The organism is Roseomonas aerilata DSM 19363, from assembly GCF_000711725.1.
GTDB lineage: Bacteria > Pseudomonadota > Alphaproteobacteria > Acetobacterales > Acetobacteraceae > Roseomonas > Roseomonas aerilata.
On record NZ_JONP01000003.1, the window covers coordinates 253,816 to 267,577 of the forward strand.

At 71.3% G+C, this 13,762-nt stretch carries 16 protein-coding genes; 12 read left to right on the plus strand and 4 right to left on the minus strand.

Annotated elements, in window-relative coordinates:
* Positions 1 to 116: 116 nt before the first annotated feature.
* From BO39_RS05505 to terL, 6 genes are read left to right on the plus strand one after another with little or no spacing between them, the layout of a single operon-like run.
* Positions 117 to 683 carry a phage connector family protein gene (locus BO39_RS05505; protein ID WP_043830767.1) on the plus strand — a complete coding sequence of 189 codons (567 nt, stop codon included), beginning with the start codon at positions 117 to 119 and terminating at the stop codon, positions 681 to 683.
* A 5-nt stretch (positions 684 to 688) separates the two neighbouring features.
* Complete coding sequence (locus tag BO39_RS05510) at positions 689 to 2,569, plus strand: phage tail protein (protein ID WP_043830769.1); 1,881 nt, start codon at positions 689 to 691, stop codon at positions 2,567 to 2,569.
* Positions 2,569 to 3,009: a hypothetical protein gene (locus tag BO39_RS05515; protein ID WP_052401569.1), complete on the plus strand. Its 441-nt coding sequence runs from the start codon at positions 2,569 to 2,571 to the stop codon at positions 3,007 to 3,009. Before BO39_RS05510 ends, BO39_RS05515 begins: the two co-directional genes overlap by 1 nt.
* A gap of 39 nt (positions 3,010 to 3,048) precedes the next feature.
* Positions 3,049 to 5,331: a glycosyl hydrolase family 28-related protein gene (locus BO39_RS05520; protein ID WP_043830770.1), complete on the plus strand. Its 2,283-nt coding sequence runs from the start codon at positions 3,049 to 3,051 to the stop codon at positions 5,329 to 5,331.
* The gene (locus tag BO39_RS05525; protein ID WP_245614980.1) at positions 5,328 to 5,630 is read left to right on the plus strand and encodes a hypothetical protein; all 303 of its coding nucleotides are present in this window, start codon (positions 5,328 to 5,330) and stop codon (positions 5,628 to 5,630) included. Before BO39_RS05520 ends, BO39_RS05525 begins: the two co-directional genes overlap by 4 nt.
* Positions 5,614 to 7,071: a phage terminase large subunit gene (gene terL / locus BO39_RS05530; protein ID WP_156963497.1), complete on the plus strand. Its 1,458-nt coding sequence runs from the start codon at positions 5,614 to 5,616 to the stop codon at positions 7,069 to 7,071. Before BO39_RS05525 ends, terL begins: the two co-directional genes overlap by 17 nt.
* A gap of 22 nt (positions 7,072 to 7,093) precedes the next feature.
* Here terL and BO39_RS05535 read toward each other — a convergent pair whose 3' ends face one another.
* Positions 7,094 to 7,321, minus strand: coding sequence for a hypothetical protein (locus tag BO39_RS05535; protein WP_043830774.1), 228 nt, complete (start codon positions 7,319 to 7,321; stop codon positions 7,094 to 7,096).
* Between the two features lie 123 nt (positions 7,322 to 7,444).
* On the opposite strand from BO39_RS05535, the gene BO39_RS05540 reads away from it, so the two are divergent.
* Genes BO39_RS05540 through BO39_RS05550 form a run of 3 tightly spaced genes read left to right on the plus strand, consistent with a single transcriptional unit; the run spans position 7,445 to position 8,720 of the window.
* A complete protein-coding gene (locus BO39_RS05540; RefSeq protein WP_052401571.1) occupies positions 7,445 to 7,810 on the plus strand; it encodes a hypothetical protein in 366 nt (121 codons plus the stop codon).
* A 2-nt stretch (positions 7,811 to 7,812) separates the two neighbouring features.
* Positions 7,813 to 8,346, plus strand: coding sequence for a cell wall hydrolase (locus BO39_RS05545; protein ID WP_043830776.1), 534 nt, complete (start codon positions 7,813 to 7,815; stop codon positions 8,344 to 8,346).
* Between the two features lie 17 nt (positions 8,347 to 8,363).
* A complete protein-coding gene (locus BO39_RS05550; RefSeq protein WP_043830778.1) occupies positions 8,364 to 8,720 on the plus strand; it encodes a DUF952 domain-containing protein in 357 nt (118 codons plus the stop codon).
* A 4-nt stretch (positions 8,721 to 8,724) separates the two neighbouring features.
* Here the strand turns inward: BO39_RS05550 and BO39_RS05555 are convergent, their stop codons facing one another.
* Positions 8,725 to 9,780, minus strand: a complete 1,056-nt coding sequence (locus tag BO39_RS05555; protein ID WP_043830780.1) for an alpha/beta hydrolase family protein — start codon at positions 9,778 to 9,780, stop codon at positions 8,725 to 8,727.
* 76 nt (positions 9,781 to 9,856) lie between these two features.
* On the minus strand, positions 9,857 to 10,705 hold the full coding sequence (locus BO39_RS05560; protein ID WP_245614982.1) for a DMT family transporter: 849 nt from the start codon (positions 10,703 to 10,705) through the stop codon (positions 9,857 to 9,859).
* Between the two features lie 119 nt (positions 10,706 to 10,824).
* Between BO39_RS05560 and BO39_RS05565 the strand changes: the two genes are divergently transcribed.
* Positions 10,825 to 11,883 carry a quinone-dependent dihydroorotate dehydrogenase gene (locus BO39_RS05565; protein WP_043830781.1) on the plus strand — a complete coding sequence of 353 codons (1,059 nt, stop codon included), beginning with the start codon at positions 10,825 to 10,827 and terminating at the stop codon, positions 11,881 to 11,883.
* Entirely contained in the window at positions 11,883 to 12,740 is an 858-nt protein-coding gene (locus BO39_RS05570) for a TIGR01459 family HAD-type hydrolase (RefSeq protein WP_052401573.1), read from the plus strand. Before BO39_RS05565 ends, BO39_RS05570 begins: the two co-directional genes overlap by 1 nt.
* Positions 12,741 to 13,045: 305 nt before the next feature.
* Here BO39_RS05570 and BO39_RS05575 read toward each other — a convergent pair whose 3' ends face one another.
* Positions 13,046 to 13,252 (minus strand): hypothetical protein, encoded by a 207-nt coding sequence (locus tag BO39_RS05575; RefSeq protein ID WP_043830786.1) that lies wholly within the window; start codon positions 13,250 to 13,252, stop codon positions 13,046 to 13,048.
* Positions 13,253 to 13,414: 162 nt separating this feature from the next.
* Between BO39_RS05575 and BO39_RS05580 the strand changes: the two genes are divergently transcribed.
* On the plus strand, positions 13,415 to 13,756 hold the full coding sequence (locus tag BO39_RS05580) for an Hpt domain-containing protein (protein WP_156963498.1): 342 nt from the start codon (positions 13,415 to 13,417) through the stop codon (positions 13,754 to 13,756).
* Positions 13,757 to 13,762: the final 6 nt, after the last annotated feature.

Below are 13,762 nucleotides of genomic sequence, written 5' to 3' on the forward strand. Positions count from 1 at the left end.
CGCGCCGCCTGTTCCGCGCCTGATCGGCCGCGACGTTCGCGACCGCGCCGGCGCCGGCCCTGCGCAATCCCTCGACGGTTTTCCCCGGCATTCTCCAACAAGGGAGCAACGACACGATGGCGCTCTCCGCCCTCGCCCTCTGCTCGCGCGCGCTGCTCAAGGTCGGTGCGCAGCCGATCGCCTCCCTGGAGGAGGGAACGGCCGAGGCGGAAGTGGCTGCCAACCTCTATCCCGGCGCGCGCGATGCGCTGCTGTCCTGCCATCCCTGGAGCTTTGCATCGGGGCAGATGAGACTCAATCGGCTGGACGCGGTGCCGGTGGCGGATTTTGCCTGCGCCTTCCAATTGCCGCCGAACCTGCTGCGGGTGATCTCGGCTGGTAGCGGGCGGGGGCGCGGAATCGCCTACCGTATCCAGGAAGGGCGGCTTCACGCGGATGCCGAGGCGGTGACGCTGACCTACATCTTTCGCGTGGCGGAGGTGGAGTTCCCGCCCTTCTTCGCGGGCGCGCTGGTCTCACGCCTGGCGGCGGAGTTCTGCCTGCCGCTGACGGAGAACAGCTCTCGCGCCGAGATGCTGATGCGGATCGCGGAGGCGGAGCTGCGTCAGGCGCGCCTACTCGATAGCCAGCAGCAGACGGTGCGCGGGATCGAGGACTTTCCCCTTCTGAGCGTGCGGGGCTGAGCGCCATGCCCGCGATCAAGCGCGCCAAGACGGCCTTCACGGCCGGGGAGCTGGCGCCGGAACTCTTTGGGCGCGGTGACGTGCCGGCCTGGGGCAACGGGGCGGCGAAGCTGCGCAACGTGTTCATCCAGCCGACGGGAGGGCTGCAACGGCGCCCGGGGCTGCGGCACCTGGCGGTGCTGCCCGGCGCTGCCCGCCTCGTTCCCTATGAGGCGAGCACGGAGCTGACCTTTCTGCTCGTGCTGCTTGATGGGCGCGTACGGATCATGCGCAACGACGTGCAGGTGGCGGAGCTGACCGGATCCTGGACGGCGGCGATGCTGCCGCAGATCACCTTCACGCAGAATGCGAGCATGCTGCTGCTGCTGCATCCCGCGATGCCGCCGCAGGTGGTGCAGCGCGCCGAGACCGGTACCTGGTCGGTCGCGCCCTTCGTCTTCTCGGCCGAACCGTTCTTTCGCTTCGTGCCGGCGGGTGTGGGGCTGACGCCCGGCGGTACGACGGGGAACGTGTCGGTCACGGCAACCGCTCCGATCTTCGCCTCCTCGCATGTCGGGGCGATGCTGCGGATCGGAGGGAAGAGGCTGCGGATCACCTCTTTCTCCTCACCGAGCGTGGTGGCGGCGGATGTGCTCGATGCGCTCTCCTCCGCTGACACGACGACGGACTGGGCGGAATCGGCCTTCAGCAGCGCACATGGTTGGCCTATCAGCGCCTGTTTCTACCAGGGGCGGCTGGTGCTGGGTGGGTCGCGCGACCTGCCGAACCGGCTCTGGTTCTCTCGCAGTGCGAATTACGAGAACTTCGATCCAGGTACGGGGCTCGACGACCAGGCGATTGGCTTCTCGCTCGTCTCCGACGAACTGAACGCTATCCGCGCGGTGTTCGCGGGCAGGCACCTGCAGGTCTTCACCTCTGGGGCGGAGTGGATGGTATCGGGGGATCCTCTGACGCCGGCCTCGATCCAGGTGACGCGCCAGACGCGCGTGGGCTCCATCGTGGAGCGCAGCGTGGCACCGATGGATGTGGACGGGATGACTGTCTCGGTCGCGCGATCGGGGCGCGGGATCTACGAGTTTTCCTACACGGACCTGCAGCAGGCCTATCAGGCGGACGACCTCTCGCTGATTGCGCGGCACCTGATCGTCTCGCCGGTCTCGATGGCCTATGACTCGCAGCGGCGGTTGCTGCACCTGGCGATGGCGGATGGCAGCCTCGCGACGCTGACCATCTATCGCGCCGAGGGCGTGACAGGATGGACGCGGCAGGAGACGGACGGTGCCTTCCGCTGTCTCGCCGAGATCGAGGGCGTGGTCTTCGCCGTGGTGGAGCGGGCCGGGAGCTTCCGGCTCGAGCGCTTCGACGATGCGATGGCGCTCGATGCTTGCGTGGCCGGGACCAGCGATGCGGCAGGCACCAACTGGTCGGGCCTGTCGCATCTCGAGGGTCGTACGGTCAACGTACTGGCGGACGGCGCACCGCGAGAGCTGACAACGGTCCTGTCAGGACGCATTGCGCTCGATCCTGCGGCTGCCTCGGTGCAGGTAGGTCTGTCCTTCGCTCATGTGGTGGAGCCGCTTCCGGCCGATATCGTCTCGGCGGCGGGCGCGCGGACGGGGCCTATCCGCCTCGTTGCCGCTACCTTTCGGCTGCTCGGCACCGGTTCGCTTGCGGTCGATCTCGGCCGTGGCGTGCAGCCGGTGCCGTTTCGTCGCCTCGACAGCCCGATGCTGGATGCGGCGCCGCCGCTCTTCACCGGCGATGTCACGGTTCGTGGCCTGGGCTGGCAAAGGGCCTCGCTCGCGCCGCTCTGGCGGATTGAGGGCGACGCCCCGCTTCCCTTTACCCTGCTTTCCGTCACCACAGAGACGAGGATGACTGACTGATGGCGCAGCTCGCCCCCATCGTGACGCTCGCCGCGACGGGCGCCTCCATCTACGCCCAGAGCCAGCAGGCGGCGCGACAGAAGAAGAATGCCCAGGTGCAGCAGGCGAACGCGCTGCAGCAGCAACAGGCGCAGCAGCAGATCCTCAGCGTTCAGGCCGCGCAGAACACGGCTGAGCGGCAGGCGCAGCTCGAGCGTTCGATCGCCTCGGCGCGGGCCCGCCTCGCGGCGGGCGGGGTGGATCCGAATGATGGTTCCTCGGCCGCGCTCGTGGCGGGGCTCCGCAGCACGGCGGCAGCCGAGCAGAGCAGCGACGACGCGACCTATGCCGCGCGCCTGACGGCCGGCCGGAAGTCGCTGCTTGATCAGGATGCCTCGATGACAAGCTGGGCGCGGGCGGCGCAGGGCCTCGGCCGTGTCGCCACAAGCCTCTTAGACTGATCCCGACACCCGCCCCCGCGGCAGAACTGGAGACCACTGATGCCCGAGCACATCCGCATCGGCGACATCGCGCCGCGCGTGCAGTACGTGGCGGACGGCGCGCAGAGCGTTTTCGTCTATCCCTTCCCGATTTTCTCCCCCGACGACATGGACGTCCATGTCGATGGGCTGCTGGTCGGGGTCGGCTATAGCGTTTTCGGCGCTGGCCACTCCGAAGGTGGGCTCGTCACCTTCGTCCAGCCGCCGGCGGCGGGGGCGAAGGTGGTGCTGCGGCGCCGCCTGGTCATGGAGCGCGTGACGGACTACCAGCCCAACGGCGTGCTGCGGGCCAACACGCTGAACGACGAGCTGGATCGCCAGATGGCGGCGCTGCAGGAGCTTCGCGAGGATCTCGCGGGATCGCTCCATCAGGGCCCGGGCGAGGCCGGCGGCCGCTTCGAGCTCCCGTTGCGCCCGGCGCGCGCGAACCGGTTGCTCGGCTTCGACAGCCTCGGCGACGTCACCACCTTTTCGCGTGGCGAGGCGACGCTCTCGGCGCCCTTCCCCGGTGGGATCCCGCGGACGGTGGAGGACAAGCTTTCCGAACGCCTCTCCGCCCGGGACTTCGGCGCGACCGGGGATGGCATCGCCGATGACGGCCCGGCGCTGCAGGCGGCGATGAACGCGGCGGGCGCCTCCGGCAAGTTCCTCCAGATCGGGGAGGGGACCTATCGCACGACGATCCCGCTGACTCTGCCTGGCGCCTCGGCGGGGCTGATCATGCTGGGTGCCATCCTCTATGCCGGTGCCGGCGGGGAGGCGGCGCTGACGCTGGGCGACGGCGCCGCGCTGCGCAACCGCACGAAGGTCTACCAGGGGCTGCGGGTGCTGCGGAACACGCTCTCCTCCTGGGAGGACGAGCGGGACATCGGCATCGTCATCCGCAATCAGGATTCGGCGCTGATCGACATTCGGCAGGTGGAGCGCTTCACGATCGGCGTGCAGACGCTGGGCGTGGAACGTGGCTTCGAGGACTGCGTGCTCCACCTCGGCCGCTTGGTGGATAACCGCTACGGGCTGGATGTGCGGACGGCGACGGCGGCGGCCTGGAACACCTCGGTGCGTTACTACGGTGGGCACTTCGCCATGTCGCTCGCGACCTGGCCGGACAAGGACCGGTACGGCATCCGGTTTTCGGCCGCGCCCGGTGCCTATGTCGCGCATAACCGCCACGTCTTCGACGGGCCAGCCTTCGAGTTGCAGGCGCGGGATCGGCCGATCGAGGGCATCCCATTCCTGATCGGGGTGAACTCGCGTGCGGTGATCGCCCGCAACATTCGGATGGAAGGGTGCGACGCCTATGTCGCGCGCCACACGGCGGGCGCGCAGGACCATGTCTACGAAGTGGCCTGGGCAAGCCAGGGCTATGGGGTGGACATCGACTACACGCCGACTGCGACGCGCGTGGGCAGCGTGGTGCGGGCGATCCACCAGGCGGCGCAGCACCGCGAGGCGACGCGCACGCTGGTGGACGTGCCGAACCTCCGGGCCGCGGCAATCCGGTGGAATCCGACGGAGACTGGCTTCGAGAAGCTCGCCTGCCTCTCGACGAACGTCAGCGGCACGCCGACGACCGTGGGGAACTTCGCCTTCCAGGCCCTGGACAGCTACACCCTGACGGACCGCGGGGTGGTGCTGACGGGCGGGCGGGGCCTCGGCTTCGTGGTGGACACGCGGAACTGCAAGGAGTTCGCGCTGGCGATCGACGCGGACGACCCGCGGCTGGTCATCCAATGCTTCGGGGCGGGCGGCACGCTGCTGACCTCCACGGACGGCCCGATGGTGCGGGCATCCGGCATGTCGCTGACCTATGTCACCGGTCCGCGCTGGTGGCAGGGCAATGCCGACAGCAACGATAGCGGCCTCACGCGGCTGCAGACGATCCGCCTCGCGCCCCAGGTGATGACCGCGATCATCGGTGTCGCGCGCATCGATACGGATTACGAGGTGCGGAGCCTTCGCCTGGCCTGCGACCCCTCGCACAGCCCGTCGGTGCTCTACGGCACGCCGGAGCTTCCGCACGGTGTGCGGGAGGTGAAGGCCGAGATGAGCTGGGATCCGCCGGCGCTCGCGGCTGGTGCCTCGGCGCAGGTCAACGTGCCCTGCAACGGCGTGCGGCCCGGCGATTTCGTGCAAGCGGCCTTCAGCCTTTCCACCTCGGGCGTCGTGTTCCTCGCCCAGGTGGGGGCACAGGACGTGATCACGGTCACGGCCTGGAATCGCAGCACGGTCTCGATCGACCTCGCGGTGGGGACGGTACGGGTGCGCGCGGTGAAGTCGTGACGCCGCTGACGCGGGAGGAGATGCAGGGCGCGTTGCGGAAGATCGTGGCGGACTACAAGGCCTTCGTCGAGCGCGGCCCAGCCCCGGGCGCGCAGGAAGACCCGAAGGCCTTCACCGCCCATCACGCCGCCGCCCGCTCCGCGCTCGCGCATCTTGAGCACCTGATGAAGCTGGCACCGAGCGAAACGTCAGCGGAGGCGGGCGGCGAGGCCGGCGCGCTCATTGCCGAGGCCCGGCGGTCCATCCGGTTGGCCGAGGAGGAAGACGGGGAGACGATGGAGGATGACGACCAGACCTGACAGCCCCGGACCCGATGTGAGGGGAGGGGACTTCCTCGAGTTTCTTTACGCCTGGAACCTGCGCACGGGCGTCGCGACCCCCGGCGTGCATCGCCGCATCGCGCGCTGGCTGGCGGCGCGGGAGGCGGCAGGGGACCAGCGGCTGCTGCTGATGGCCTTTCGCGGTTGCGGCAAGTCCACGCTCGTGGGCCTTTGGTGCGCATGGCGGCTGGCATCCGAGCCCGAGTTGCGCATCCTCGTGTTGGCCGCCGACCACTCGCTGGCTGCGCGCATGGTCGCGACGGTCCGGCGCATTCTGGAGCGGCACCCGCTCTGCCGCCATCTTCTCGGCGGCGGGGAGGCCTGGGCGTCCGATCGCTTCACGGTGCGCCGGCGCGGCGCCATCCGTGAGCCCTCGATGCTCGCGCAGGGCATCGGCGGCAACATCACGGGTGCCCGCGCGGAGCTGATCGTCTGCGACGACGTGGAGGTGGCCGGCAATTGCGACACGCCGGGCAAGCGCGCCGAGCTGCGCGAGCGGTTGGCGGAATGCGAGTTCATCCTCACGCCCGGCGGCACGATCCTTTTCGTCGGCACGCCGCACTGTGCGGAAAGTCTCTATGCGCCGGCGGAGGTGGAGGGCGCCTATCTCGCCACCTACCGGCGGCTTCGCATCCCGCTCCTGGATGCGGGTGGCCGCAGCGCCTGGCCCGAGCGCTTCCCGCGCGAGGGCGTGCAGGCGCAACGGGACCGGGTGGGGCCGCTGCAGTTCCGGCGACAGATGATGCTCGAATGCGCGGCGGCGGAGGCGGCGCGGCTCGATCCCGCGCTCATCATCCGCTACGGCGAGGATCTCGACTACCGCGAGGCGAACGGGAGGCCGCTGCTTTCGCTGCTTGGGCGGCGGCTGGCCTCGGGTGGCGGGTTCTGGGATCCGGCCTATGGGCGGCCGGGCAAGGGCGACAGCAGCGTGCTCGCCGCGACCTTCTCGGACGCGGTGGGCAATCACTACCTGCACCGTCTTGCCTACATCACCCACGACCCGGAAGCATCGGACGACCCGGCGACGCAGCAGTGCCGCCGCGTCGCCGCCCTCGCGCGGGAACTGATGCTGCCGGTGGTGCGGGTGGAGACGAACGGCATCGGCAAGTTCCTGCCCGCCCTGCTGCGGCGGGAACTGGCACGGGCCGGCGCCCCCTGTACGGTGGTGGAGCATGCGAGCCACCGCCCGAAGGCGGAGCGCATCCTCGGCGCGCTGGACCCCGCCCTAGCGGCGCGGCGGCTGCACGCGCATGAGGCGGTGTTCCGCACCTCCTTTCCGCAGGAGATGGCGGAGTGGAAGCCGGGGGCGGACGGGGCGCGGGACGACGCGTTGGACGCCATCGCTGGCTGCCTGCTGGCCGAGCCGGTGCGCTTGCCGAGCCTTCCCCCGGCGGCGCGCGGCGCCTCCTGGCGAGGATAGGGGCGGTTCCTTTCTCCCCGCGTCAGGCGGCGGGCTGGGGCAGCCGCAGCACCTCGCTGCTGTGCCGCACCGTGCCCGCCGCCGTCATGGCGAAACGGCCGGGCGAGATCTCCTCCGCCAGGCCCATCCCGCTCAGCCGGCGCAAGCAGGCCTCGTCCGGCAGGCCGGCCGGGCGGGTGCCGCCGTGCGTCAGGAACAGCCGGTGCAGCGCGGACCGGCAGCAGGTCTCGAGATACGGTTCGTTCCACATCCTAGCCACACAGCAACCTTCATAGGCGCCCCGGCAAGTCGGGGCGCTGCCGAGCGGGATCAACCCCCGGACCACGACCCCTGGGGCAACGATCCCCGCCCTTGACCCTTCGAAGGAGGACCCATGCTGTCCTTTGCCAACGATTCCCAGTGGATCGCCGCGGCGGTCGACACGCCATTCATGGCGCTGCTCGCCTGGATGCTGCACCAGCTCCGCCGCAGCATGTCCGCCTATCCGGAACGCGGGCCGCATGAGCCCACGCCTTCCCCACAGGCCTCTTCCCAGGCAGGCGCGCTTGAGCGCACGCGGGAGGAGCTGAGTGCCTTCAAGCTGGAAGTCGCCCGCACCTATGTCCCGCTCTCCCTCATCCGGGACGTGGACGGGCGACTGACCTCTCACCTCGTCCGGATCGAGCAGAAGCTCGACGAGGCCACCCGTACCGCTCACAGCACGGCCGCGCAGGTGCGCGTGCTCGCCGAGGACCGTTGAACATGCTCACCGCCAATCAGGCCGCCGAAGCCGCGGCCGAGGTTCTCGCCCGCACGCTCTACGCCGAGGCCGGGACCCGTCCGGTGCGCGCCATCGAGGCCCTGGCCGCCCTGGCCGCGAACCGGGCGCGCGCCGCGCAGCCACGGCCTCCGCGGGTGACGGGGGCGGCGCCCTTCGCTCCGGGCGGCCATGCCCGCCTGCCCGAGCCGCGACCGAGGGAACTCGCGGCCGCCTGCCGCGACCCCTTCCTCTTCCCCGCCTGCAACCCGCGCCACCTGGGTCATGCCCTTCTCGTCGCGCCGCCGCCGGCGGACCCGGCGCTCTCGGTCTGCCGCCGGATCGCGGCCCGCGCCCTCTCGGGCGCGCTGGTGGACCCCACCGGCGGCGCCACCCACTGGCATCCGGCCGAGCGGCTGCCGGCCTGGGCAGTGGCGCGGGAGGCCCTGGCCGAGATCGGCGGGCTGGTCTTCTACCGCCTGGAGACCGGTCAGGCGCCGGCTCGCCCCGCCGCCCCAGCCCTGGTGGCCGCGGCCTGAACCGGTAGAAAGGGGGGATGGAACCCCTCATCCACACCCTCATGCGCGGCGCCGACTGGCGCGCCGCGCAGCAGGCGGGCGCCTATCATGGCAGCGCCGACGACCGGCGCGACGGCTTCCTGCACTTCTCCACGGCCGCCCAACTCCGCGCGAGCGCCGCGAAGCACCGCGCGGGCGAGCCCGACCTCTGGCTCGTCAGCGCGGAATCGGCAGCCCTCGGCGAGGCGCTGCGGTGGGAGCCGGCGGCGGGCGGCAGCCGGCCCGGGTTGTTTCCGCATCTCTACGCAGCGCTGCCCCTCGCGGCGGTACGCGGCGCGTTCTTCCTGCCACTCGGCCCGGACGGGCTGCACCGCTTCCCGTCATGGGTGCCCTGAGGCGCTAGCGCCGCTCCCCCACATTCCTGGCGATCCATCCCACCAGCCAGTCCGCCAGCTCGATCGAGTTCCGGTCCTGCATCAGCATGTGGGAATTCCCGGCGATGCCGATCTCCGGCAGCACCACGAGTTCGACCTTCCCGCCGGCGGCATTGGCCGCGCGCGCGAAGTCGCGGCAGGCGGCCAAGCGCGGCGCCCAGCGCGGCGATTCCTGCACGAAATCCCCCCAGAGGATGAGGATCGGCAGTCCCGCATAGGGCGCCATGTCCGAATCCGCGGCGGGGCAGGCGCCGGGCTCGATCGAGACGATGCCCGCGATCCCCTGCCGGCTCGCCGCCGCTGACTGGAAGGGGAAAATCCCCGATTGCGAGTGGCTGACCAGCACCGCCCCGTCCAGCCGCGCCGCGAGCGCCGAGAGCGCGACCACCGTCGGGTGCGGGGAGGGGAGGGAGGCGTTCCAATCCGGCACGGTCTGCCGCCAGAACTCGTCCTGCGCCTCCAGCGGGAAGAGCATGCCGGGGAAGGTCTCCCCCGCGCGCCGGCCGAAGCGGAAGATGGTCCAGGCATCCTCCCGCCCCGCGCTGAACACCGTCGGCAGCGTCTCCGGTCCCGCCTGGCCGGTTTTCACAGGGTTGATGGTGGTGGGATGCGCGGCGGAGCGCCCGCGCCAGGGCTGGTCCACCACATAGGTCGGGTAGCCGCGGCGCAGCAGCACCTCGTCCCAGCCCATGCGCCCGTCCGGCGTCGTCTCCCAGGTCTTGCCCGTCAGGCAGCAGCCATGCACCAGCACGATCGGCCGCCGGGCGCCGGCATCGGCGGGCACCTGGAAGTGCACGTACATCTGGTCGATCGTGATCGTGCCGCTCGGCGCATAGGCCGGGATGGTGGAGAGCGAGTCGGAACGCAGGGCGCGCCCACCGACGAAGAAAGAGCCCTGCTGCTGGATCGAAACCGGCCCCTGCAGGGATGTCGGCGGGGGCTGCTGCGCGGCGGCGGGCAGCGCGGCCAGTGGTGCGGCGAGCAGGGCGGCGAGCCCCGCGACCCTGGATGGGTTGGGCATGGACGTTCCTCGGCTTCTCGTGGCGGAGGGGGAGGGTAGGGGTCCCGGCCCCCGGCCTGTCAAACCGGCCCTCGGTTCAGGCCACCCGCGGCGGCCGCTGCGCCATCACCCCCGCGAAGGCCACCACCGCCGCCCCGGCCCAGACCCAGAGGGAGGGCCATGTTCCCCAGATCGTCACATCCGCCACCACCGCGAAGACGAGGGCCGTGAACTCCAGCGGCGCCAGCCGGGGCGCGGAGGCGTAGCGGAATGCCGTCGCCAGCGCGATCGTGGCGCCCCCCGCGAGCAACCCGTTGGCCGCCAGTGCCAGCGCGTCCCCCAGCGGTGGCGTCGTCCATTCCGCCCAGGCCCAGGGCAGCAGCAGCGGCAGCGCCGGCGCCGCGCTCCAGAGGATCAGGCGCCCGAGGCCCGGCTCGTCCCGCAGGCTGCGATTCATCACCAGCACCATCGCGTGGCAGAAGCTGCCCACCAGTCCCCAGCCATAGGCGACCCAGGACCCGCCGGCCGAGAGCCCCGGCCAGAGCGCCAGCAACACCCCCATGAACCCCACCCCGCACCAGCCCCAGGCCGAGGCCGGCACCGGCTCCTTCAGCAGCACGCGAAACAGAGCCAGCAGCATGAAAGGCGCGGTGAAGTAGACGAGGTAGCCTTCGGCCAGCGGCAGGTGGCGCAGCGACATGAAGAACCCCATGCCCGATCCCACCATGAAGGCCGCGCGCAGCAACTGCGCCCCCGGCCGGCGTGTGCGCAGCGAACCCAGCGCGTCGCTCCGCACGGTCGCGACGAGCGCCAGCAGCACGAGCAGCACCGCGTAGCGCACCGCCAGCACCTGGCTGACATGATAGCCGCCCGAGAGCAGCTTCGAGTTGGCGTCGAGCACGGCGAAGAGCCCGAGCGCGGCCAGCAGCAGCAACGGTCCGCGCAAGCAGCCTTCCCTCCGTGCGTCCTTCGCGCCGCTTCTCCCGTCCTGCCGCCGCCGCGTCAACGCGGGGCTGCACGCTCTCCCCTGGCCCTTCGCGCCGGGCTGCGGCACAAGCGGCGCCGATGCGCCCCGCCCTCGCCTCCGCCCTCATGCCCTTCGTCCGGGGACTGGACCCTGAGGGTGCGCATGAGCTCTCGCTGCGCGCCCTCAACTGGGGCCTCGCCGGGCGGGAGCGCCGGCCGGACGACCCCATCCTCGCCGTGCAGGCCCTCGGCCTGAGCTTCAGCAACCCGCTCGGTCTCGCCGCCGGGTTCGACAAGAACGCGGTCGCAGTCCTGCCCCTCATGCGCCTCGGCTTCGGCTTCGTAGAGGCCGGCACCGCCACCCTGCGGCCCCAGGTGGGAAATCCCCGCCCCCGCGTCTTCCGGCTGGAGGAGGACCGGGCGGTCATCAACCGCCTCGGCTTCAACAACGCGGGGCTGGAGGCCTACACCGCCAACCTCGCGGCACTTCCCCGCCCGCTGCCCGCCGTGCTCGGCGCCAATGTCGGCATCAACAAGGACAGCACGACGCCCGAGCGCGACTACCCCGAGCTCTACCGCCGCGCGGCGGCGCTGGTGGACTACGTCACCGTCAATGTCTCCTCCCCCAACACCCCGGGCCTGCGGGACCTTCAGGGAGAGGCGCGGCTGGCCGCGATCCTCGACGCCGTGCTCGCCGCCCGCGCGGAGATGCCGCGCCGTCCGCCCGTGCTGGTTAAGATCGCCCCGGACCTGAGCGAGGCCGCCATGGAGGCGATCGTCGGCACCTGCCTCGACCGCGACATCGCGGGGCTGATCGTCTCCAACACCACCATCGCCCGGCCGGACACGCTGCGCTCCCCCCAGAAGCGGGAGGCCGGCGGGCTGTCGGGGCGGCCGCTCTTCCAGGCCTCCACCGAACTCCTCCGCCGCGTCCATCGCCTCTCCCGCGGCCGCCTCACCCTCATCGGCGCCGGCGGCGTCGAGAACGGCGAGACCGCCTATGCCAAGATCAAGGCCGGAGCCTCCCTCGTGCAGACCTATGCCGCCTTTGCTTATGGCGGCCCCGCCATGATCCCCCGCCTGAAGCGGGACCTCGCGGCCCGTCTCCGGCGAGACGGCTTCCCGAACCTCGCCGCCGCAGTGGGAGCCGAAGCGTGATGCAGATCCTCGACGGTGTCTCCGGCCTCGCCACCCGCTACCGCGGCTTCGTGCTCGACCTCTGGGGCGTGGTCCATGACGGCCAGGCGGCCTTCCCCGGCGTGGCCGATGCCCTCGCCCGGATGAGGGAGGCCGGCGCGCGCGTCGTCTTCCTCTCCAACGCCCCCCGCCGCTCCCATGTGGTGGAGGCCCAGCTCTCCGCCTTCGGCATCGACCGCGGCCTCTACCTCGCGGCCATGACGAGCGGCGAGATCACCTGGCGCCTCCTGCGGGACCGCACCCACCCCTTCGTGCGCGACCTCGGTCCGCGTGCCCTCCATATCGGCGCGCTGCGCGACCACTCCGTGGTCGAGGATCTCGGCATCACCCTCACAGACCGCGCGGACGAGGCCGATTGGCTCCTCAACACCGGCCCGGACCCCGACCGCGGCGGCGTTTCGGTCGATCCCTACGAACCTACCCTCCGCGCCGCGCTCGACCGCGGCCTGCCCATGCTTTGCGTGAACCCGGACCGCGCCGTCGTCGTCGGCGGGCGCCGCATCATCTGCGCCGGCGCCCTGGCCGAGCGCTACGCGGAATTCGGCGGCGCCACGCTGGAGATCGGCAAGCCCGACCCCGCTGCCTACGACCCGGTCATCGCCCTGCTCGACCTCCCGCGCGAGGCGGTGCTCGCCATCGGGGACAGCCCCCACACGGACCTCGCCGGCGCCCAGGCCGCGGGGCTGGATGCGGTCTGGGCCCTCGGTGGCCTAGCGGCGGAGGAAGGACTGGCGGAAGCCTCGCCTGAAACCCTCGCGGCGCGGGCGGCGGAGGAAGGGGTCTCGCCGGTCGCCGCCTTGCGCGGCCTGCGGTGGTAACGCGGGGGGGGGAGGAAAGGAATTCCCCTCTCCCCGGGCCTGCCGGAGGCAGTGCCTCCGACCCATCATCGTCTTCTTCAAGTTCGAAGGCTTCGGCGGCCGGGACGCTTCGGGCCAATGACCTGAGGCGACCGCACGTTCAGGAAGGATTCGCGACAGCCGGATGGGGATCCTGGCACCTCAGGCCCGTGGCGGATCCGAGGCACTGCCTTCGATGTTCGAAGCGGGCCGAAGGCTGCACGTCCGCCCGGAGGGCAGAGCCCTCTCCGTGGCCCCCAGCGCCGGCCGAGCCGAAAACGGGCAGCCTATCGCCGCGCCGGCTCCAGCCGATCCCCCACCCAGTTTCCGGCCCGGTCGAGCGCCGCCCCAGTCCCGCGCGCGGCCCCGCCGAGGGCTTCTCCGGTGCGGTCGGCGGCGCGGTCGAGCGAGCGACCGGCGCGCTCGGCCGGGCCGGATTCGGCGCAGCCGGCGACGAGGGCGAGGGCGGCGAGAAGCGGGAGGAAGCGGGGCATGCGGCCTGTTCCAGGGAGGAGAAGGGAGCAAGGATGGCCGGCCTCCCTCGGTGATGCCAATGCCGACCCGCCGAACATATTCGTGCGAGAGGCTGGCGCTCAGCTCTCTGTTGCGATGCGGTTGCATTGACCACCGGAAACCGTGAGAGCAAAATCCGTTGCGTGAACGCTGTAGACCCAGAGGTGGCCGGGCAGTTGGCGGAGGAGCTTCCTCGCGACGTGTTCCTGGGGATCATCCGCAGCTTCGAGCAGGATCTCGCCCGGCTGGTCCGCCAGATGGTCGAAGCCGCGCGCACCGACGATGCCGAGGAATACCGCCGCGCTGCCCATAGCCTCGCGGGCGCGGCGGGCTCGATCGGCGCCAGGTCGCTCGAGGCCATGGCGCGCCAGGCGATGCGCCACGACGACCGCACCCCCGCCCAGCAGATGATCCTCAGGATCGGGGCGGAAGCGAAGGCGGCCCTGTCGGAGCTTTCCGTCCTGGCCCGCGGAGCCGGCGGGTAGGATCGA